Origin of the sequence: Burkholderia sp. Ax-1719 (assembly GCF_011753055.1) — a bacterium.
In the GTDB taxonomy this organism is placed as follows: domain Bacteria; phylum Pseudomonadota; class Gammaproteobacteria; order Burkholderiales; family Burkholderiaceae; genus Paraburkholderia.
This window is the reverse complement of the sequence record NZ_VWWJ01000001.1, coordinates 851,711-873,460: the sequence shown is the minus strand read 5'-3', so window position 1 is coordinate 873,460 and position 21,750 is coordinate 851,711. Positions and strand designations below refer to the sequence as shown.

The window sequence follows — 21,750 nt, the reverse complement described above, 5'->3', positions numbered from 1 at the left end:
CTTACCCTTGGCGTTCTGACCACGCAAACACGGAATCGAATATGTACGCAATTGTTGGGGCAACGGGTAAGGTGGGGTTTTCTAGCGCTTCGGTGCTGCGCCAGGCGGGCTTGCCGGTGCGGGCGATTGTCCGCGAAGCAGCAAAAAGTACGCGCTTACGCGAGATTGGCTGTGAAATTGCCGTGGCCAATCTGGAAGATTCCGCAGCGCTTGCGAGCGCAATCGGCAACGCCGGCAATGTGCAGGTCATTCTCCCGCCAGACCCGCAAGCCGAAGACACTAGCGCCCAGATGTACCGCGCAATCGAAAGCCTCGCACGAGCACTCAATCAGGTACGCCCGGAACGCATTCTCGCGATTTCCGATTACGGCGCGCATGTCGCCCATGACATCGGCATGCCAACGGTGTTTCGTTTTTTCGAGGAGCGCCTGGGCCAACTCCCAGGGCAAAAACTGATCTTGCGCTCGGCAGAACATATACAGGGCTGGGGGCGCGTGATTCCAGCAGCCATCGCATCCGGCTCATTGCCCAGCTTTCATGATCCGCTCGATAAAGTATTTCCCACGATTTCGGCGCCGGACGTAGGTCACATTGCAGCCGATCTCTGGTTGCGACCCGCCAGCGGAAACGCCGTTGAAATTGTCCATGCGGAAGGACCACGGCGCTATAGCGCCCATGATGTTGCCGCCGCATTGAGCCAGCTATTCGACCGCGCGATCGACGCCCATGCCGTGCCGCGCCCGCAATGGCAGGCAACGTTCGAGCGCATCCTGAACGGAAGTCTCGCCAGCCTGCTGATCAAGGCGAACGACGCCCAGAACGAAGGCGGCCTGGTCGATGTCGAACCGGGCGGCGAGGTTTGCCATGGCAGCACTGAGTTGATCGACGCGCTTCGGCCGCTGATTGCGCGTCGATAACCCCGCACACGAAACACACTAGGCCAGCGCTTCTTTGACGAAGTCGAGCCGGTCCTGGCCAAAGAACATCTCGTCGCCCACGAACATGGTCGGCGCACCGAACAGCCCGCGCGCCACCGCCGCCTCCGTGTCCTGCTTCAGTTTTTCCTTCACCTCGGGACGCTGCGTCAGGTCCAGCAGCAAGGATGCGTCCACGCCGCCCTCCGTGAGCACCGCGCCAATCGTCGCCGGATCGGCCATATTGCGCGGCGTTTCCCACATCGCGCGATACACCGCGTCGACGTAGCGCAGGAACAGCGCTTCGTCCTGCATCTGCGTACCTGTCGCGCCGCGCATGAGCATCAAGGTGTTGATCGGGAAATGCGGATTGTGCTGAAACTGGACGCCATAACGCCGCGCGAAGCGCGCGAGGTCGATCTGCATCCATGCGCCTTTGGACGGAATGGCGGCGGGCGAAGCGTTATTCGTCGCCTTATGGATGCCGCCCAGCAGTACCGGACGATAGATCAGTTGAGCATCATATTGCGCCGCAATGGCGGGCAACTGGGTCCACGCGAGATAACTCGCGGGGCTGCCGAAATCGAAATAAAACTCGACTGTTTTCATCGTAAGTCTCCTCCTCTCTATAGATGAACTATCTTTAACTGAACGATGGTTATGCTATTCTCGCCCGACATTCAACCTGGAAGCCGCCATGCGTTATTCGAGCACCCACAAGGAAGAAACGCGACGCAAGCTCATCGAGAGCAGCCGCGCGATCGCGAAACAAGGTGGTTTTGCGACCACGGGCGTCGACGCATTGATGGCTTCAATTGGATTAACGGGCGCAGCGTTCTATACGCATTTCCCCTCGAAACAAGCACTTTTCGATGCGCTGGTCAGCGAGGAAGCGTCCAATAGCGCCGACCTGCTCGCCAGCCACGAAAACGCCACCGATGACGATCTCGCGAAGCGCCTGCGCAGTTATCTGAGCACGTCTCACGCCCTGCATCCGGAGACGGGTTGCGCGCTGCCGGCGCTCGGCGCAGAAATCGCCCGCGCCACCCCCGAAGCGCGCACCGAAGTCGAAAAATCGCTCAAGCGCATCCAGAAAAGCTGGGGCGCCCAGATCGACGATCCGGATACCGCCTGGGCAATCATCGCTCAATGCGTCGGCGCATTGCTGCTTGCGCGTACGGTTGAAAGCGAACGCACGCGCCGCGACATCCTGGCCTCAAGCCGCCGTTTTCTTGCCGAAGCGCTCGATCTCGACAAACTCAAATAACGCTCGCATGACGTGCAATCGCGCGCCGTAATGGATTACCAGCGCTCCATATACGGGCGCAGATCCAGTTCGAAGGTCCACGCATCGCGCGGTTGCTGGTGCAGATACCAGTAGTTCTCGGCGATGTGATCGGGATTGAGAATGCCGTCCTGTTCCTTCAGGGCGTAGCGTTCCGGAAACGTCGTGCGAATGAATTCGGTGTCGATGGCGCCATCGACGATCACGTGCGCAACGTGAATATTTCGGGGTCCCAACTCCTTGGCCATGCTTTGCGCGAGTGCACGTAGCGCATGCTTCGCACCCGCAAACGCCGCGAAATTCGCCGCGCCTCTGAGACTGGCCGTAGCGCCGGTAAACAGAATGGTGCCGCGTCCACGCGCCACCATCCGCTTCGCCACTTCACGGCCGTTGAGAAACGCACTGAAACAGGCCATCTCCCAGATCTTGAAATACTTGCGCGCGCTTTCTTCCAGAATGCTGCAGGGTACATTCGCGCCGATATTGAACACCATGGCTTCGATCGGCCCGTGTTCGGCTTCAACGCGTTCGATCAAGGCGACGACATCCTCTTCGTTGCGCGCATCGCTGCCGTAACCATAGGCCTGGCCGCCCTGCTCGCGGATGCGATTGACAAGCGGCTGCAGCTTTTCCGCCGAGCGGCGGCTCACGCATGCGATATAGCCTTCGCGGGCGAATCTGGTGGCAATTGCGCCCCCTGTGGCGTCGCCGGCACCAATTACGAGTACGACCTTCGGCTGCGCGCTGTCTGTCATGCTGTCTCCTTTATAGAACGATCGTTCAGTAAACGAACGTTAATTATAAGGACGAGACTTGTCAATGCTATTTTCCGCGTCGCGCACATTCCTTGAGGCGCAACGCGGCGTCACACAACCTTAGCCTGCGCTTTCCATGCGCGCGTCGAACTCCGCGCGCGCCGCCTCCACCGCATCCATATTGCGCAGGGTCCATCCGTACAGCGCCTTGAACGGCGCCTGCAACGAGCGCCCGAGCGGGGTGATTTCATATTCGACCGCCACCGGCGACACCGGAATCACCCGGCGCGACACCAGCCCATTGCGCTCCAGGCGGCGCAAGCATTGCGTCAACGCTTTTTGCGTGACGCCTTCCAGATGACGTTTGATAGCGTTAAAGCGCAACGGCCCACCATCGAGTACGGTCAGGATCATCATCGACCACTTGTCGGCGATCTGGTCGAACAGCAACCGGCTCGGACAATTCACAGAAAAATGCTCTCGGCAGTCGGGCATGGTTTCCTCAAAGATACCTGGGCGAAACAAAGTGCGTTATTGACGTCTGGTATCCAGAATATACCATTCGGGGTGCGGCTGAATTCCCACGGATTTCATGCAACGCCACTCGATATAACCCGATTCAATCGACACGGAGCCATTTTTTCCATGCCGTCGTTCTCGTCCGATATCCTGTTTCAGCCTTTCACCGTCGGCTCGCTCACGCTGCCCAACCGCATCGTCATGGCGCCGATGACCCGCTCGTTCGCGCCCGAAGGCATTCCGGGTTCGCACAATGCCGCCTACTACCGCCGTCGCGCGGAAGGTGGCGTGGGCCTGATCCTCTCCGAAGGCACGGTCGTCAACCGCCCCGCCTCGCGCAACGATCCCGGCATTCCGTTTTTCCACGGCGACCAGGCGCTGTCGGGCTGGAAACAGGTGATCGACGAGGTGCACGCGGCGGGCGGCAAGATGGGCCCGCAGCTCTGGCATACGGGCGCGGTCAAAAGCTTCATGAGCGACTGGGTGCCCGATGCGCCGGTCGAAAGCCCCTCGGGTCTCGACGCGCCGGGCGTGCAGCGCGGCGTCGCGATGGCCGATGCCGATATCGCCGACACCATCGCGGCCTTTGCCCAGGCCGCCGCGGACGCTAAGCGGCTTGGCTTCGACACCATCGAACTGCACGGCGCACACGGCTATCTGATCGACCAGTTCTTCTGGTCCGGCAGCAACCAGCGCGACGACCGTTACGGCGGCCCAGGCATCGGCGAGCGCGCACGCTTCGCCGCTGAGATCGTCGCCGCCGTACGCGCGGCCGTTGGCCCGGACTTCCCGATCGTGATCCGCCTGAGCCAGTGGAAGCAGCAGGACTACAAGGCGCGCCTCGCGCACACGCCGCAGGAAATGGCCCAGTGGCTCGAACCGCTCGTGGAGGCCGGCGCGAACGTGCTGCACTGCTCACAGCGCCGTTTCTGGGAGGCCGAATTCCCGGAAATCGACGGCGAAGCGGGCCTGAACTTCGCTGGCTGGGCCAGGAAGCTGACGGGCGCGGCCACCATCAGCGTGGGATCGGTGGGTCTCTCGGGCGATTTCATGGCGGCATTCGGCGGCGAAAGCTCGACCAGCGTCGGCCTCGACCGTCTGCTCGAACGCATGGAGCGCAACGAGTTCGATCTGATCGCCGTGGGCCGCGCGCTGCTGACCGACTCGCACTGGGTGGCCAAGGTGCGTGACGGCGAGGTCGATAGCCTGCGTGGTTTCGAACCTGCGGCGCTGCGCGAGCTCGTTTAAGCGCCAGATAACTCAGGCAGGTTTGCGACGGTGACGCGATTGCGTCCCGACGCCTTCGCCACATACAGCGCGGCGTCGGCGCGCACGATGGCGCTCCCGAGCGTATCGTTCGCGCCGATGCCGTCGACGCCTGCGCTGAGCGTACAGCTCACGCCATCCGCCGACGAGCGCTCGACCGCGCCGCGCAATTCATTCGTCATCCTTAGCGCGTCGTCTTTATCCGCATACACGAACAGGACCGCGAACTCCTCGCCACCCAGCCGCCCGAAGAGATCGCACACGCGCAGTTGAGCAGCGATGGCCGAAGACACCTGTGCAAGCAGCCGGTCCCCTACCGCGTGACCGAAACTGTCGTTGACGACCTTGAACTTGTCGATATCGAGGATCGCAATCGATAACAGGCCGCCGCGCGCACGGACATCGCACAGCAAGGCGTTGGCGCGCTCCATGAACGCGCGACGCGTCAGCGCGCCGGTCAGTTCGTCGATGGTCGCAAGCTTTTCCATGCGTTCGAGAATGCGTGCGTGCGCAAGCATGACCATGCCCGTCGACATGCAAGGCAAGGTGACGATCGCCAGGCCGAGCAGCACCACATTCCACGGCGAAGGCTGGATGAACGAAAGGGTCGGCGCGACGCCAAAGACAATCACCGCGATACGCGCGAAATAGAACAGCGCCCCCAGCCACGCGGAAGCGGCGATCAGTCGGCAGGCGTAGCGCGTGCGTTCACCGGAAGCATGGCGCAGCGCCAGCACTCCCACGGCGATGCGCCCGTAAACCAGTCCGAGCGAGATCAACACGCCCCGCGCGCCGACATTGGGCGAAACGACCGTGAAGTACGCGAGCGCGGCACACACCACGGCCAGCGCCAGCAACTCGTCGCTGCGCACGGGAGGCGTGCCGAAGAAACACCGCGTGCCTTGCACGAGCAACAGCACCGCGCCCATCGTGGCGAACGAAACGCCCACGATGGTGAGCGCGCCGCCGTGCATGCCAGCAATGAGGATCCACACCGACGCCGCTGCCAGCAGCGCATAACCCAGGCACCAGCGGATCACACCCGGCAGCGTCGTGCGGGCCAGTGAGCCCAGGATGGCCACACTCATCAGACAAGAGACGATCAGGGTCCCCAACAGAGCGACGGCGCTAGGCATGAACAGGCTAGTTTTGAGCAGCGATGGAAAAGCGGGTCAGGACGGGCGTGAAAGCGTTTTGAAATTCATGACTGCGCAGCGCACCCCGTTGCGAGATGCATATCGTATCGCACTGTCATAGCCGGACAATTACAGTTTTTCGCGGAGACCAGCCGCGACGCGTGGGTTTGGTGGGTTTAACGTTTGCCTTCACGTTCGCATCGAACCGCCCGGCGACCACCCGGCGTCGCGAAGCCAGGCGTCAAACGCTCTCCCCTGAATACCTGACTTCATCCACGCCGTTTGAAACTGTACTCTGCCGAACCCCGCAAATGTGTGCGTACCGGCATCGACTGTGCTCTTTTAATCTCTCTGCATGATGACGCCGCCCGATCGGGCGGTGTTCCCATTCAGGAGTCTGAAGCATGAAAGGAGTCATATGTCGAGGCACGGCTTATCCGCGCCAGGCAAGACCGGCAATCACGCTGGCAAGGAGCGCCGCGTGAACCTGCTGGAAGCCATGCGGATCTACGTGAGAGTGGTCGAGCGCGGCAGTATTTCCGGCGCGGCGCGCGATCTGGATATTGGACAGCCCGCCGTGAGCGAGCGCATCGAGCGGCTGGAAAAGTATCTCGGCTGCCAATTGTTGCTGCGTAACGCCCGCACGTTTCAATGCACGCCGGAAGGCTCGATTTTCCACGAGCGCAGCAAAACCGTGCTCGGCGCGGTCGAGCAGGCGCTAGCCGAAGTGGCCAACGACGAGCAGATCGTCAAAGGGACGATCCGCATTGCCGCGCCGCACTGCTTTGGAGAAACGATCTTGCCGGAAGGGCTAAAACGCGTGATGGCCGACTATCCGCGACTCGATATCGAACTCGCACTCAATGACAAGATTGCCGATCTCGTGACCGAGGGCGTGGATATTTCGTTTCGTCTTGGGCCACTGGGCGACAGCGCGTATATCGCCTGGCCGCTTGGGCAGATTCGCCGGCTGCTGGTCGCGTCGCCTGACTATCTGAAACAACATGATCCAATCGTTTCGCCCACGCAACTGGCCAACCACAGTTTCATCCGCGTAAAAGGTAGTTTCGACGCGGACCAATTGCCTCTTTCATCCGACGCGAACATTGTCGATAGCGCAATGATTCGGACTGCGATTAAAACGACGCATTGGCGGCCGATGTATGAGATGGTGCTGGCCGGCGTGGGCATCGGCGTACTGGAGGAACCGGCGGCCCTGTCAGCCATCGGCGAGGGCCGACTGGTGCGTGTCCTGCCCGGTTACGACGTGCCGCCGCTTGCGCTGAATCTATTGATCCGGCCGCAACGCCCGGTGCCGGCGCGGGTGCGCAAGATCGTCGATACCTTGAAGGCGTTTGTTAGCGAGGCGCTTCAGTCGGAAACCGTCTAGAGCGGCACGGCGGCGGCTTGCGTTGCATCGAGTTTAAAGATCGCCACGCTCTCCACCAGCGACTGCGCCTGTTGCGCCATCGACTGGGCCGCCGCTGCAGCCTCTTCCACTAAAGCGGCATTCTGCTGCGTCACTTGATCCATCTGGCTCACCGCCTGGTTGACCTGCTCGATACCGGTGCTCTGTTCAAAGGAAGCCGCGGAAATCTCGTTCATGATTTCCGTGACACGCTTCACCGAATGGACGATTTCGCGGATCGTGCCGCCCGCGTCCGCCACGAGTTCCTCGCCTGCCTTCACACGCGTGACGGATTCGCCGATCAGTTCCGCGATTTCGCGCGCCGCCGTTGCGCTGCGTTGCGCGAGCGAGCGCACTTCACCGGCCACCACGGCAAACCCACGGCCCTCTTCGCCGGCTCTCGCCGCTTCCACCGCCGCGTTCAAGGCGAGAATATTGGTCTGAAACGCGATACCCTCGATTACGGTCACGATCTCCGCGACCCTGGCCGAGCTATCCGAAATCTGTCGCATGGTTTGCACCACGCGGTCCACTTCCTCGCCGCCACGATGCGCGACGTGGCTCGCGGCATTCGAAAGATCACTTGCCTCGCGCGCGTTGTCGGCATTCTGGCGCACTGTTGCCGTGAGTTGCTCCATGCTCGATGCGGTTTCCTGCAGCGACGCGGCTTGTTCTTCGGTGCGTTGCGAGAGATCGGTATTGCCCGCCGCGAGTTGATGCGTCGCACTCGATATCGACTGGCTCGCCTGCTTGACGCCGCTGACGATCTGCCCCAACTGGGCGATCGCCGTATCGAGCGCCGCGGCCAGCACGCCCACTTCATCCTGACGCGATTGATCGAGATGAACGCTCAGGTCGCCGCGAGCCAGCGCGTTGGCGCCATCGACCACCTGCCTGAGCGGTTGAACGATCGAGCGCGTCACCATTGCAGCCAGCACGCAGGCAACGATCACTGCGATCAGCGCCGTGATCCACAGCACCTCGCGCGCCGCCGTGTAGGCGTCGCTGGTCTCCTTGCCCGATGCGTCCATCAAACCCTGCACATAGTCGAGAAACTCGCGTTGCTGCTTGACGAGGGTATCGCGCACCGGTGCGGCGCGCAGCAAAGCGGTGCGAGCGTTGACGCTGTCATGCGCGCGTAACTGTGCATACACCGGTGACATCGCCGCTTCGTATGCGGCATGGGCGTCGGATACGCGGCCGAAGATCACTCGGCCTGTTGCGGTATTGACGAGTTTCGACATCGCCGCGTAAAGCGCAGTGTTGTCATTGACCACGTCTTCAGCCTGCTCGACGGTCGCAATCTGCGCTTCAGGCGTAGGTGCTTCGAGCGCTTCGTAAGCCAGGGCGTTCGCCCGGAACGTGCCATCCGAAATACGATTGGTGAGACGCAATTCCTCCGCGCGCAGCCCGACAATCGCCTGTGTTGTGGCATTCATCCCTCCCATCTGCAGCGTGGCGACCGCGCAGACAATAATCAGGAATGCCAATATTATGGCGAATGTCGCCATCAATCTCGCACCAATTTTCAGCTTCACAAGCGACACTCCAGGGAAAACGTTGATTTAAGGCGCGCACAGTCTATGTGTAGCCGGATAAAAAATCGCCCCCCGTTCAGCCGATACTTAGCATCGTTTTGCTTACCGCATCTTTTGCTGTTTTCAGGCCGCCAAAGCGCTCAAGTTTGCCTTCGTAAGGCCGTTGACCGGAGATCGATGACCTTTACGGATGCGAGCCTTGTCTTCCAACCCTGACGAATTTCTCCGCGAACGCGACGATTCGCCGATCGTCGAATGGCTGTTGCACGACGACCAGGTGATGCGCGAATGCTTCCAGCATGCGACGGGGATCCTGAAGACCGTCACCGGCGCGCAGATCACCGCCGTGCTTCTGCTCGACGCCGAGCATCAGCACTATCGCGCCGAGGCTGGATTGTCGGTGCATCCCATTCCACGACGGCAATCGCTGAGCCACTACGCCGTGCAAAGCGAAGCGCTGTTCGTCGTGGAAGACGCCACCGCCGATGCGCGCTTTGCGCAATGCGTTTTGGTGCGCGCTGCCCCGTTCGTGCGCTTTTACGCGGCCATCCGCTTGCGCGCTCCGGACGGCCAACTGGTCGGCGCGCTCTGCGCCATGGACGCCGCGCCGCGCACCCTCACAGACCCGGAGCGCGACGTCTTCGAGCATCTGCGCGCCATCATCGAAAACGATCTGAAGCTGCGCTGCGCCACCGCGACCGATCCGGTCACACGACTCTTCAACCGGCGTTTCATGCTCGAAAGCATCCGCCGCAAATGGCGCGAGGCTGCGCCGCAAGAGTCGCTCACCGCAGTGATGGTCGATATCGACTGGTTCAAGCAATTCAACGATACCTATGGCCATCCGGCGGGCGACGTCTGCCTGCAAAGGGTCGCCGCCGTTCTGCAAGCCATTGCCGACGAACATCACGGCATCGCGGGGCGCATGGGCGGTGAAGAATTCGGCTTGCTGCTCAGCGGACTGCCCGAACACGCCATCCCGCCGATCCTCGAACAGTTGCGCTGCAGCGTGGCGGCGCTGGCCATCGCGCATCGCCATTCGCATGCGGGCGTTGTCACGGTGAGCGTCGGTGCAGCGCTGGCACTGCGGTCCAGCAGCAGCCAGGCGGCGTTTGCCACTGCCGACCTGGCGCTCTATCGCGCCAAACACGCGGGCCGTAACGCGGTCGCTATGTACTAAGGGGCGCGTCGTCCGAACTGTACTCTTCGATTCGCCACTGATGTGTGCGTACGCGCCTGAAGCACCGACACGTAATCTCTGAACCTCCACACTGTGCGCGCAGGCAGTCACCCGGCGCGCTTCGACGATTCACTCGACCACCTATTCATGATCATCCGCCCCGCGCCGAACTGGTTTCGCATGCTCTTCGTCTGGCATGGTTCAGTTCTCAAGGCCATCATTCCGCAACTGGCTTTCATGACGCTCGTGAGCCTGCTAGCCATGTACACGCACGGCCGTATTTTCGGCGAGAAAATCCCCCTGAATACGACTCCGTTCACGCTCTGCGGCGTGGCGCTCACGATCTTTCTGGCGTTTCGCAACAACGCGAGCTACGAACGCTATTGGGAAGCACGCCGTCTCTGGGGCAATGCGCTGATCGCGGCCCGCGCGCTGATTTCGCAGTTTCGTCATTACGTGCCGCCCGCCAGTGCGCCGTTTGAAAACCGCCGCATTCCGCGCCTGCTGATCGCGTTTGCCTACGCGCTCAAGCACCAGCTGCGCCATTCGGACCCAAGCGCCGATCTCACGCGCCTGCTAGGCCCGGAGCAAACCGCCGCGCTCACCGCACGCGTATTCCAGCCGGTCATGTTGCTCGACGAAGCGCGCCGCCATCTCGCCGCACTCAATCGCGCAGGCGCTCTCTCCGATACGAAACTCTGGATGCTCGACCACCAGCTCAACGATCTGGGCGCAACGGTGGGCGGCTGTGAGCGCATTCTCAGCACCCCTCTGCCGTTTGCCTATGGCGTACTGTTGCATCGCACGGTGTACGCGTATTGCGCGCTGTTGCCGTTTGGCCTGATCGACTCGATTGGCTTTGCCACGCCACTTATCTGCGTGTTCGTTTCCTACACGCTGCTGGCGCTGGAAGCGATTGCCGGCGAAATCTCCGATCCGTTTGGTCTCGCGCCGAACAATCTCGCGCTCGACGCGATGACCTGCACGATCGAACGATCGGTGCTGGAACTCTGCGATGAAGCGTTGCCGCCCGCCACGCGTCCCGGGCCGCATTACCAATTGACGTGAAACTGCGCCGGCACACTGCAAACGCCTGTGCCTGCCTTCCTCAACGCGCACACGACGCCGCGAGCTTGCCCACCGTAATAACCGCCTGCTCGATTTCCGGCGACCACGGCGTGCTGTAATTGAGGCGAATGAAGTTGCGATAGCTGTCCGAGACCGAAAACATATTCCCCGGCCCAATCGTAATGCCCCGCGCGAGCGCCAGCTCGTACAGTTTCATCGAATCGACCTTGGCAGGCAGTTCGATCCACAGCACGTAGCCGCCTGCGGGGCTCGACATGCGCGTGCCCGCCGGAAAGAAGCGCGTGACCATCGCCTTCATCAGATTGGCCTGCTGCGCGTAACTCTTGCGAATACGCCGCAAATGATGTTCGTAGCCGTCGCGCTCCAGGTATTCGGCAATCGCCAGTTGCGGGATCACCGCCGTGGTGAGCGTATTCAGAAACTTGAGCTTTTCGACCTGATCGCGGAAGCGGCCCGGCATTGCCCAGCCAATCCGATAGGCGGCGGTCAGGCTTTTCGAAAACGATCCGCAATGCAACACCATGCCGTTCTGGTCGTAGGACTTGAGCGTAGTGGGATGCGATTCGCCGAAATACAGTTCGTTATACACACCATTTTCAATCGCGGGAATGTTCTTCCTCGCGAGCAGATCGACCAGTTCGCGCTTGCGTTCGTCGGGCATGAGGAAGCCCAGTGGATTCTGGAAATTCGGCATGACCATGCACGCGGCAACCTGCTGCGTGTCGATGATTTTTTCCAGCGCATCCACTTCGATTCCGTACTCCGGATGCGTCGCCACTTCGATCGCCTTCATGCCGGAGCGCTCGATAGCGTGCAGCATGGCGTAAAACGTGGGCGATTCCACCGCGATCACATCGCCCGGTTTGGCCACTGCCTGCAGGCACAGGTTGATCGCCTCGGTTGCGCCCACCGTTACGATGATTTCGTTGGGATCCACGGCGATGCCGTTTTCCAGGTAGCGTCGGGCAATTTGTCGCACCAGTTCCGGACTGCCGGGCGGCAACGCGTTGGTGACGCCCCACGACGATCGCTTGCGCCCAACTGCCGTCGAATAGCGGTTGAGCTTTTCGTAAGGAAACAGTTGTGGGTCGGGATAAGGCGAGCCCAGCGGCACGGCGTCGTCCGCGCCAATCGAGCGCAAGGTGGAGAGCACCAGCCGGCTCACGTCCACATTGGCCGAGGCCGCAACCGGGCGGCTCGGGCGCAGGTCGTCGGCGTGCGTGCCGCTTTCGGCCGCGCGCGCGCTCACGAAATAACCCGACTGTGGCCGGCTTTCCAGCACGCCACGGCTTTCCAGCAGCAAATAGGCGCGAATCACGGTGGTGATGCTGATGCGATGCTGCTGGCTTGCCTGGCGCACAGAAGGCACACGGTCGCCCGGCCGGAATACGCCCTTGCGGATCAGCGTTTCGATGTCGTCCGCGAGCTTTTCATAGAGTTTCACTGCTTTCTCCCCGGAGGCCGCTCGCAGCACTGCCAACGCAGTGTACTGCTGCGGGCGAAACTGTACTCTAAGTGATGCCCTGTTTCTGTGTGTCTTGCTCACGGCCCTTAACTTTTACGCTTGCGCATACCTCGTGGAACTCTCCCGAGGCAGCGCAAACGACAACGGAGCCAGGCGTAATGGACAAGCTGAAACCCAAGGGCAAAATCGAGGCCTATCATCATCCGGCTGCGGGCTGGGGCGCGCTTAAGTATGTCGCCATCAATCTGATCAAGGAGCGCGTGTCGGGCGGCAACTATCGCACGCTGTTCAAGCAGAACCAGCCTGACGGCTTCGACTGCCCCGGTTGCGCGTGGCCCGACCGTGAGCACGCCTCCACCTTCGAGTTCTGCGAAAACGGCGTGAAAGCGGTGGCCGCCGAAGCGACCACCAAGCGCGTGACGCCTGCCTTCTTCGAAGCCAATACGGTCGAGTCACTGATGAAGCAGACCGACTACGAACTCGAACAGCATGGCCGCCTCACCGACCCGATGGTGTACGACGCGCTCACCGACCGATACAAGCCTGTCGCCTGGGGCGATGCCTTCGCGCTGATCGCAAAGCACCTCAAGGAACTCGATTCGCCTGACGAAGCCGCGTTCTACACCTCGGGCCGCGCCAGCAACGAAGCCGCCTTTCTGTACCAGCTGTTCGTGCGCATGTACGGTACCAACAATTTCCCCGACTGTTCGAACATGTGTCACGAGGCCACCAGCCGCGGTCTGCCAACCACCGTTGGCATCGGCAAAGGCACCGTGACGCTCGAAGACTTCGAACTCGCCGACACCATCATTATCTTCGGCCAGAATCCGGCGACCAACCATCCGCGTATGCTCGGCGAGCTGCGCGAAGCGGCGCGGCGCGGCGCGACGATTGTTTCGGTCAATCCGCTGCGCGAGCGCGGGCTCGAACGCTTCACCAGCCCGCAGCATCCGCTGGAAATGATCACCTTCGGCAGCACGAAGATCGCCTCGACCTTTATTCAACCGAAACTCGGCGGCGACTTTGCGCTCATCAAGGGCGTAGCCAAGCGCCTGATCGAACTGGACGACGAAGCGCTTGAAAATGGCACCGAACGCGTGATCGATCTGGACTTCATCACGCAGCATACGCTGGGCTTCAATGCCTTCGCAGAAGACCTGCGCAACGAAAGCTGGCCCCTGCTCGAAGCGGAATCGGGCGTGACGCGCGAAGACATCGAAGGCCTCGCGCGCATCTACGCCAACGGCAAGCGCGTTATCGCAACGTGGGGCATGGGCATCACGCAGCACAAGCATTCGGTGCAGACCGTACACATGCTCTCCAACCTGCTGATGATGCGCGGCAATATCGGCCGCGAAGGCGCAGGTCTGTGCCCCGTGCGCGGCCACTCCAACGTGCAGGGCAACCGCACGGTCGGCATCGAGGAAAAGCCCTCACAGGCGTTTCTCGACCGGCTGGGCAAGGTGTTCGATTTCGAACCGCCGCGCGAGCATGGGCTCGATGTGGTGGAAACGGTCGAACATATGATCGAAGGCGAAGTGAAGGTGTTCATGGGTCTGGGCGGCAATTTCGCGATGGCGACGCCCGACACGCTGCGCACCTTCGATGGCCTGCGCTCGTGCAGGCTCACCGTGCATATCACTACCAAGCTCAATCGCAGTCATCTTGTGCATGGCGAAAACGCGCTGATCCTACCCACGCTCGGGCGCACTGAAATCGACGTGCAGAATGGCATCGCGCAGGGCGTGACGGTGGAGGATTCGATGAGCATGGTGCACATCTCCTACGGCATGAACAAGCCGGCCTCGCCGAACCTGATGTCGGAGACGGCCATCGTCGCGAACATCGCGCACGCTACGCTCGGCGACGCCAAGGTGGACTGGCTCGCCCACGCAGGCGATTACGCGAAGATCCGCGATGCGATCGAGCAGACCGTCGAGGGCTTCGACCAGTACAACGCGCGCATCCAGCATCCGGGCGGCTTCCATCTGCGCGTGGCCTCGCGCGAGCGCGACTGGAAAACCGACACCGGCAAGGCGAATTTCATCGTCCATCCCGTGCAGCAGGATACGCCGATTGCGCGCGCGAAGGCGCAGCACGGCGAGCGCCTCATGACGCTCATGACGACGCGCTCGCACGACCAGTACAACACCACGATCTACGCGCTGGACGACCGTTATCGCGGTGTGTTTGGCCAGCGTCGCGTGGTGTTCATCAATCCCGCCGATATCGCCATGCTGGGCTTCAAGAATGGCGATTGGGTCGATATGACGACCGTTTGGGACGATGGCGTGGAGCGTCGCGCAGATCACTTCCGCCTCGTGGAATACGACATTCCGCGCGGCTGTATCGGCGCTTACTATCCGGAGACTAATCCACTGGTGCCGCTGTCGAGCGTGGGCGACGTGTGCAATACGCCCACCTCGAAGTCGATTCCGGTGCTGCTTCACGCCTCCTCCGAACCGCTCGAACTGCCTGTTTTCTAAGTCTTCCGACGGCCGCCCCGCGCGCTGCATGCCGCCTCGCGCCCCCTCAAGCGGCCGTCATTTCAAACCTGCCTGGTGAGTCTCATGTCTGTCGAAGCCCTGAATCTGGCGCGCGGTCAGTTTGCCATGACCGCGATTTTCCACATACTCTGGCCGATCCTCACGATCAGCCTGTCCGCTTTTCTGCTCGTCGTCGAAACCCTCTGGGTCAAGACCAGCAACGTCATCTGGTATCGCCATGCGCGTTTCTGGAGCAAGCTGCTCATCCTCAATTTCGCCGTTGGCGTGGTGAGCGGCATTCCGATGGAATTCCAGTTCGGCACCAACTGGGGACCGTTTTCGCAATACACCGGCCAGTTCTTCGGCAATATCCTCGGCTTTGAAGGCGCGATGGCCTTCATGCTCGAAGCGGGTTTCGTCGGCATCATGATGCTCGGCTGGGGCCGCGTACCCAAGGGCGTGCATCTGTTCGCGACGTCCATGGTCGCGCTGGGTTCGTCGCTTTCGGCGTTCTGGATCATGGTTGCCAATTCGTGGCTGCAAACGCCTCGCGGCGTTGCGCTGGTGAACGGCAAGCTCGTCGTCACCGATTACGTGAAGGCGATTTTTAATCCCGACATGTTCTGGGGCGTTTCGCATATGTGGTTCGCGGCGCTCGAAACGGGGCTGGTGGTGATCGCCGGAATATCCGCGTATTACCTGCTCAAGCGCCGCAACCCGGAGTTCTTCGTGCGCTCGTTCAAGCTTGCGTTGCTGCTGCTCGCTTTCGTTGCGCCCGTGCAGATCTGGCTCGGCGATTCGAGCGGCGTGGACGTGTTCGAAACGCAGCCCGCCAAAGGCGCGGCAATCGAAGGCCATTGGCAAACCAACGCGCCGGGTACCGGCGCAAGCTGGTCGCTGATCGCGTGGCCCGACGCTGCGCAGCAACGCAACGACTGGTCGCTCGAAGTGCCCGGCATGCTGAGTATTCTGGGCACCCATAGCCTGCACGGCAAAGTCACCGGCATGCGCGATATTCCGGTAGCGGACCAGCCGCCCATGCTGCCGCTGCTCTATTACGCGTTCCGCGCGATGGCCGGTATCGGCTTCCTGTTTATGGTGCTCGCGTTCTGGACGCTCTACGCTTTCAACAAATCGCGCGGCCATCTGGAGAAGTTGCTCGCGCAACGCAAGCTGCTGCTCGCCTGGGTGCTGGCGATTCCCCTTCCGTACATTGCCGTGGAATGCGGCTGGATCGTGCGCGAAGTGGGCCGCCAGCCGTGGGTCGTCTATGGCCTGCTGCGCACGGAGCATGCGGCTTCGGCCATTCCCGCGGGTGAGATTACGGGCAGCATGATCATGTTCGCAGCGTTCTTCGTTGTGCTGATTAGTTCCTTTTTCGTGTTCGCGCGCCGCTGGCTGCGCCGCGGCCCCGATCTCACGCTGATGCCGCCGGTCGAAGTCGCGCATCACCCCGTGCCACACACCGTCGACTATTGAAAGCCACCGCATTAAAGCGCCTCGCGCGCATTCATCGAACAGGAAGTCAACATGAATCCCGCTTCAACCCAGGACCTGCTCAACCATGCGTGGTTCGGGCTTATCGGCCTGATGCTCGTGCTGTACGTCGTCACCGACGGCTTCGATCTGGGCGTCGGCGTCCTCACGCTGCTGCGCCGTCGTGAAGCCGACCGCGATCTCATGGTTCAGTCGATCGGCCACGTCTGGGACGCCAACGAGACCTGGCTCGTCGCACTGGGCGGAGCGCTCTTCGGCGCATTCCCCGCTGCTTACGCAATGATCCTCTCGGACCTCTACGTGCCGGTGATGGTGTTGATCGCCAGTTTCATCATGCGCGGCGCCGCCATCGAATTCCGCCACGCCGCGCATACGAGCAAGACGGTGTGGGACCGTGTGTTCGGCTTCGGCAGTCTGCTTGCGGCCATCTCGCAAGGCGTGGTGCTGGGCAAAATCCTCACCGGCTTCGTGCCGGGACTTGCCAGCACGGGCTTCGTGTTCGTGACGGCCATTGGCGTGGTGTCGGGCTATTGCCTGCTGGGCGCGACGTGGCTGATCAAAAAGACCACGGGCGCGATCGAAAGCGATTCGCGCCGCCATGCGATCGTGGCCGTGTTCACGACCGTGGCGGCCGCGCTGGTGGTGTCGTTCGCGACGCTCAAACTGAGTCCCGTCGGCATCACGCGCTGGCAGGATCATGGCGTGTTCCATCTGCTGATCGCACTCGGCGTGTTGGCCGCGCTCGCTTTCGTCTATACGCTCTATTCGATTCACATGCGCGGCGAGCATGGTCCGTTCGTGGGCGCAACGCTGCTGTTCGTACTGTCGTTTGCGGGGCTCGCGATCAGCATGTTCCCATACATCGTGCCAGGACAACTCACGGTAGCCGATGCCGCCTCGGACGCCACGACGCTCACTTTCATGCTGTTCGGGATCGGCATCGTGTTTCCGGTCATGATTGGCTACAACCTCTATCAGTATCACCTTTTCCGCGGCAAGGTCGTGCCAGTCGAACACTAGCGCGCACGACAGAAACCGATACCTCGTATCGGATGTGACGCGGTTCACGCCAGGCCGCCATCTCCATAGAATGGGATGGCGGCTTTTTGCCTTTCATTGCATCGACCTATGAGTTCGATGGCAGGCGTACGCATTCCACTGACGATTGGCGAAAAAATGGCTTTGAAAATATAACGAAATGCGTTAAGCGCAATAACGATGTGTTTTTAAAAACATAACGCTTTGACGAAAGTTCAAGAAAGAGTCAGCCGGGAAAATACCGGCAAATAAAAACCTTTCATTTATTTCTTGTTTCCGGGAATTCACTATCTAAACTAAAACCCTGGCATCTACAGGGCGATGCTTCAGCCATTTGCCCGCTTTCGGTGCAGCGTTTGATCGATATCTAGAACCACTTGGCCGACAGTGCGCCGCGCGCGCGGAAAACCCGAGGAGTTTCCCATGACGAAACTACGTGATGTGCCCGGCGTCCATACCTATACCGGTCCCGCAGGCGGTTGGGGCGCGCTCAAAGCCACTGCTCAGGCGATTCACGACCAGATGGAAAGCATCGAAGCGCCCATTACGCTGATGCGAACCAATCAGCCCGACGGTTTCGACTGCCCCGGCTGTGCCTGGCCAGACAAGGAACACCGCTCGACTTTCCAGTTCTGCGAAAACGGCGCAAAAGCCGTCACCTGGGAGGCCACGACGAAACGCGTCACGCCCGACTTCTTCGCGGCGAACACCGTCACCTCGCTGCTGCAAAAAACGGATTACGAGCTGGAAGACATGGGCCGGCTCACTCACCCGATGGTGTACGACCGCGCCTCCGACACCTTGCGCCCCGTCGACTGGGAAGATGCCTTCGCGCGCATCGGCGAAATACTGCGCACGCTCACGCCGGATCAGGTGGAGTTCTACACCTCCGGGCGCGCCTCGAACGAAGCCGCGTTCCTCTACCAACTGTTCGCGCGCGAATTCGGCACCAACAATTTCCCCGACTGTTCGAACATGTGTCACGAGCCGACCAGCGTCGGCTTGCCGCGTTCGATCGGCATTGGCAAGGGCACGGTGTCGCTCGACGATTTCGACACGACCGAACTGATCATCTCCATCGGCCACAATCCCGGCACCAACCATCCGCGCATGATGGGCACGCTGCATGAAGCCGCGCGCCGCAATGTGCCGATCATCGTGTTCAATCCCCTGCGCGAACGGGCGCTGGAGCGCTTCGCCGATCCGCAAAGCATGATGGAAATGGCGACGTTTGGCTCGACGCGGATTGCCTCGACGTATTTTCAGGTCGATGCGGGCGGCGATGCGGCCGCGCTCAAGGGTGTGATGAAATCGCTCCTGCAAATGGAGGCGGAGCAAGGCGGCGTGCTCGACAAGGACTTCATTGCCGCGCACACCAATGGCTTCGAAGCGTTTGCGGCCGATCTGGAAGCCACCAGCTGGGAAGACATCGAAAAGGCCAGCGGCCTCGCGCGCGCGGATCTCGAACACGTCGCGATCGAATACGCGAAATCCAATGCCACGATCGTCACCTATGGCATGGGCGTCACGCAGCACAACAAGGGCACCGCCAATGTGCGCCTGATCGCCGATCTGCTGCTGATGCGCGGCAATATCGGCAAGCCTGGCGCCGGCATCTGCCCGCTGCGCGGTCACTCCAATGTGCAGGGCAATCGTACGGTCGGCATCACCGAAAAGCCCTCGCCAGCCTTTCTCAAACTGATCGAAGACGCCTGCGGTTTCACGCCGCCCGCCGCACACGGCCACGACGCGGTGCAGGCCATGCAGGCGATGATCGAGGGCAAGGCTAAAGCGCTGCTGTGCCTCGGCGGCAATTTCGCGGTGGCGCTGCCCGACCCGGACCAGGCGTTCCCGGCGATGGCCGCGCTCGATGTGGCCGTGCATATCGGCACAAAACTCAATCGAACGCATCTGCTGGTGGCCAAAGAAACGTATCTCTTTCCATGCCTGGGCCGCACGGAACTCGACATGCAGAGCAGCGGCCGACAATCGGTAACGGTGGAGGATTCGATGTCGATGGTGCACGCGTCCGCGGGCAAGCTCAAACCCGCATCCGACCAGTTGCGTTCTGAACCGGCCATCGTGGCGGGCATGGCGCGTGCTGCCATGCCAAACTCGAAAGTCGACTGGATGGATCTGGTCTCCGACTACGACAAAATCCGCGAACTGATCGAGCGCACGGTGGCTGGCTTCGAGGATTTCAACCGGCGCATCCGGGAACCCGGCGGCTTCCGCCTGCCGCTGCCGCCCACCGAACGCGAGTGGCACACGCCATCGGGCAAGGCCGAGTTCTCCGTCTACGACGGTGTGAAAGAAGACGCCGACGTGCTGGGCGCCGAAAACGTGCTGCGACTCATCACTATTCGCAGCCACGATCAGTACAACACCACTATCTACGCGCTGGACGACCGCTATCGCGGCGTGTTCGGGCGGCGCGACGTGCTCTTCATGAACGCCGACGATATGGCCGCCCATGGCATCGAGCACGGCGATCTGGTCGATATCGAAACCGTCACCGCCGGCCGCGTGCTCAAAATGAAGAACATCACGGCAATTGTGTATAGCATTGCTAGAGGGTCGGTCGCGGCTTACTACCCGGAAGCCAATGTGCTGGTGCCGCTCGACTATATCGACAAGGACAGCGGTACACCGTCGTACAAATCGGTTCCAGTCCATGTCGTGCGGGCGTCGAACCAGCAGCCTTGAAGCAGTCAGGCGGGGATGCGGTCATACCGTCATGCGGACGCAAACGCAGGAAGTCGTCATCAGGAGTTCACGAGAATCATGAATATCTTCGACGCTTTTCATCTGGCCCGCCTGCAGTTTGCGTTTACCGTCTCCTTTCATATCGCGTTTCCCGCCATCAGTATTGGCATGGCAAGTTTTCTCGCCGTGCTGGAATGGCGTTTGCTTCTCACGGGCGACGTGGCCTACAAGGACATGTACCGCTTCTGGTCGAAAATTTTCGCGGTCGGCTTTGGCATGGGCGTGGTGTCGGGCGTGGTGATGGCGTACGAATTCGGCACCAACTGGAGCGGTTTTTCCACGGTGGCGGGCAATATTACCGGGCCGCTCCTCACCTACGAAGTGCTCACTGCCTTCTTCCTGGAAGCGGGTTTTCTCGGCGTGATGTTGTTTGGCTGGAACCGCGTGAGCCCCAAGGCGCATTTCTTCGCCACCGTGATGGTGGCGATCGGCACGCTCATTTCCACCTTCTGGATTCTCTCGTCCAATAGTTTCATGCAGACGCCGCAAGGCTACGCGATCCAGAACGGCCGCATCATTCCGGTGGACTGGTGGAAGATCATCTTCAATCCGTCGTTCCCGTTCCGTCTCGCGCATATGACGATTGCGGCGTTCATCGTCGCGGCGTTTATCGTCGCTGCCTGCGGCGCTTATCATCTGCTCAAGGGGCGACGCGACATGCCGGTGAAGCGGAGCTTCTCGATGGCGCTCTGGATGCTGCTCTTTCTCGCTCCAATCCAGATCGTGGTGGGCGACGCGCATGGCCTGAATACGCGTGAATATCAGCCCGCCAAGATTGCGGCCATCGAAGGGCTCTGGGAAACCGAACACGGCGGCACCGCGCTCAATCTCGTCGGCCTGCCCGACATGAACGCCGAGGTCACACGCTACGCAATCCAGATTCCCCATCTGGGCAGCCTGATCCTCACGCATAGCTGGGACGGCGAGATTCGCGGCCTCAAGGAATTCGCGCCGCAGGATCGCCCTTTCTCGCCCATCGTGTTCTGGACCTTCCGCATCATGGCGGGACTGGGCATGCTGATGCTGCTGACGGCCGTGCTGGGCCTGATCCTGCGGCGCGGCGGCCGGCTCTATGAAACGCGCTGGTTCCAGTGGCTGGTCTTTTGCATGGGACCGTCCGGCATCGTCGCGCTGCTGGCCGGCTGGATCACCACGGAAGTCGGCCGCCAGCCGTGGACCGTCTATGGCGTGGTGCGCACGATCGATTCAGTGTCGCCCATTGGCGCACAGCAGGCCGGCGTGTCGCTGCTGATTTTCGTGATCGTCTATTTCCTCGTGTTCGGAACCGGCGTCTATTACATGCTCAAAATGATGAAGAAAGGCCCGGCGACCGGCGTGGAAAGCATGGAGTCGCTCAAGTATCCTGGACTGCACAATCGCGCACTCGACGCCGTGGTGGGGGAATAAG

The 21,750-nt window shown here is 61.1% G+C and carries 17 protein-coding genes; 11 read left to right on the top strand and 6 right to left on the bottom strand.

Translation table 11 applies throughout. The features are described from left to right. The first annotated feature begins 41 nt into the window (after positions 1–41). Positions 42–917 carry an NAD(P)H-binding protein gene (locus F3J17_RS03775; RefSeq protein ID WP_167053886.1) on the top strand — a complete coding sequence of 292 codons (876 nt, stop codon included), beginning with the start codon at positions 42–44 and terminating at the stop codon, positions 915–917. Positions 918–935: 18 nt separating this feature from the next. On the opposite strand, the gene F3J17_RS03770 is transcribed toward F3J17_RS03775, so the two are convergent. Beyond that, a complete protein-coding gene (locus tag F3J17_RS03770; RefSeq protein WP_167053884.1) occupies positions 936–1,523 on the bottom strand; it encodes a 2-hydroxychromene-2-carboxylate isomerase in 588 nt (195 codons plus the stop codon). An 88-nt stretch (positions 1,524–1,611) separates the two neighbouring features. Between F3J17_RS03770 and F3J17_RS03765 the strand changes: the two genes are divergently transcribed. Next, complete coding sequence (locus tag F3J17_RS03765; RefSeq protein WP_167053882.1) at positions 1,612–2,181, top strand: TetR/AcrR family transcriptional regulator; 570 nt, start codon at positions 1,612–1,614, stop codon at positions 2,179–2,181. 35 nt (positions 2,182–2,216) lie between these two features. On the opposite strand, the gene F3J17_RS03760 is transcribed toward F3J17_RS03765, so the two are convergent. Both F3J17_RS03760 and F3J17_RS03755 read right to left on the bottom strand, forming a co-directional pair. Next, positions 2,217–2,954 carry an SDR family oxidoreductase gene (locus F3J17_RS03760; RefSeq protein ID WP_167053880.1) on the bottom strand — a complete coding sequence of 246 codons (738 nt, stop codon included), beginning with the start codon at positions 2,952–2,954 and terminating at the stop codon, positions 2,217–2,219. Positions 2,955–3,074: 120 nt separating this feature from the next. Next, the gene (locus F3J17_RS03755) at positions 3,075–3,449 is read right to left on the bottom strand and encodes a helix-turn-helix domain-containing protein (protein ID WP_167053878.1); all 375 of its coding nucleotides are present in this window, start codon (positions 3,447–3,449) and stop codon (positions 3,075–3,077) included. Between the two features lie 150 nt (positions 3,450–3,599). On the opposite strand from F3J17_RS03755, the gene F3J17_RS03750 reads away from it, so the two are divergent. Further along, the gene (locus F3J17_RS03750) at positions 3,600–4,721 is read left to right on the top strand and encodes an NADH:flavin oxidoreductase (protein ID WP_167053876.1); all 1,122 of its coding nucleotides are present in this window, start codon (positions 3,600–3,602) and stop codon (positions 4,719–4,721) included. Here the strand turns inward: F3J17_RS03750 and F3J17_RS03745 are convergent. After that, positions 4,718–5,827 (bottom strand): GGDEF domain-containing protein, encoded by a 1,110-nt coding sequence (locus F3J17_RS03745; RefSeq protein WP_240160745.1) that lies wholly within the window; start codon positions 5,825–5,827, stop codon positions 4,718–4,720. The genes F3J17_RS03750 and F3J17_RS03745 overlap by 4 nt on opposite strands. 529 nt (positions 5,828–6,356) lie before the next feature. Between F3J17_RS03745 and F3J17_RS03740 the strand changes: the two genes are divergently transcribed. Then, positions 6,357–7,265, top strand: a complete 909-nt coding sequence (locus F3J17_RS03740; RefSeq protein WP_167053872.1) for a LysR family transcriptional regulator — start codon at positions 6,357–6,359, stop codon at positions 7,263–7,265. Here the strand turns inward: F3J17_RS03740 and F3J17_RS36435 are convergent. Beyond that, complete coding sequence (locus F3J17_RS36435) at positions 7,262–8,821, bottom strand: methyl-accepting chemotaxis protein (RefSeq protein WP_167053870.1); 1,560 nt, start codon at positions 8,819–8,821, stop codon at positions 7,262–7,264. The two genes, F3J17_RS03740 and F3J17_RS36435, sit on opposite strands and share 4 nt — an antisense overlap. A 199-nt stretch (positions 8,822–9,020) precedes the next feature. Between F3J17_RS36435 and F3J17_RS03730 the strand changes: the two genes are divergently transcribed. Further along, complete coding sequence (locus F3J17_RS03730) at positions 9,021–10,001, top strand: sensor domain-containing diguanylate cyclase (protein ID WP_240160744.1); 981 nt, start codon at positions 9,021–9,023, stop codon at positions 9,999–10,001. Positions 10,002–10,148: 147 nt separating this feature from the next. Further along, on the top strand, positions 10,149–11,069 hold the full coding sequence (locus F3J17_RS03725; protein WP_167053866.1) for a bestrophin family ion channel: 921 nt from the start codon (positions 10,149–10,151) through the stop codon (positions 11,067–11,069). A gap of 40 nt (positions 11,070–11,109) precedes the next feature. On the opposite strand, the gene F3J17_RS03720 is transcribed toward F3J17_RS03725, so the two are convergent. Further along, the gene (locus tag F3J17_RS03720; RefSeq protein ID WP_167053864.1) at positions 11,110–12,534 is read right to left on the bottom strand and encodes a PLP-dependent aminotransferase family protein; all 1,425 of its coding nucleotides are present in this window, start codon (positions 12,532–12,534) and stop codon (positions 11,110–11,112) included. Positions 12,535–12,713: 179 nt separating this feature from the next. Here F3J17_RS03720 and F3J17_RS03715 point away from each other — a divergent pair, with 179 nt between their 5' ends. The 5 genes from F3J17_RS03715 to F3J17_RS03695 all read left to right on the top strand — a co-directional run bounded on the left by F3J17_RS03715 (position 12,714) and on the right by F3J17_RS03695 (position 21,749). Continuing rightward, positions 12,714–15,041: an FdhF/YdeP family oxidoreductase gene (locus F3J17_RS03715; RefSeq protein WP_167053862.1), complete on the top strand. Its 2,328-nt coding sequence runs from the start codon at positions 12,714–12,716 to the stop codon at positions 15,039–15,041. Between the two features lie 84 nt (positions 15,042–15,125). Continuing rightward, on the top strand, positions 15,126–16,520 hold the full coding sequence (locus F3J17_RS03710) for a cytochrome ubiquinol oxidase subunit I (RefSeq protein ID WP_167053860.1): 1,395 nt from the start codon (positions 15,126–15,128) through the stop codon (positions 16,518–16,520). Positions 16,521–16,571: 51 nt separating this feature from the next. Continuing rightward, positions 16,572–17,558, top strand: coding sequence for a cytochrome d ubiquinol oxidase subunit II (cydB, locus tag F3J17_RS03705; RefSeq protein ID WP_167053858.1), 987 nt, complete (start codon positions 16,572–16,574; stop codon positions 17,556–17,558). Positions 17,559–17,999: 441 nt separating this feature from the next. Continuing rightward, complete coding sequence (locus tag F3J17_RS03700; protein ID WP_167053856.1) at positions 18,000–20,282, top strand: FdhF/YdeP family oxidoreductase; 2,283 nt, start codon at positions 18,000–18,002, stop codon at positions 20,280–20,282. A 78-nt stretch (positions 20,283–20,360) separates the two neighbouring features. After that, complete coding sequence (locus F3J17_RS03695) at positions 20,361–21,749, top strand: cytochrome ubiquinol oxidase subunit I (RefSeq protein WP_167053854.1); 1,389 nt, start codon at positions 20,361–20,363, stop codon at positions 21,747–21,749. Position 21,750: the final 1 nt, after the last annotated feature.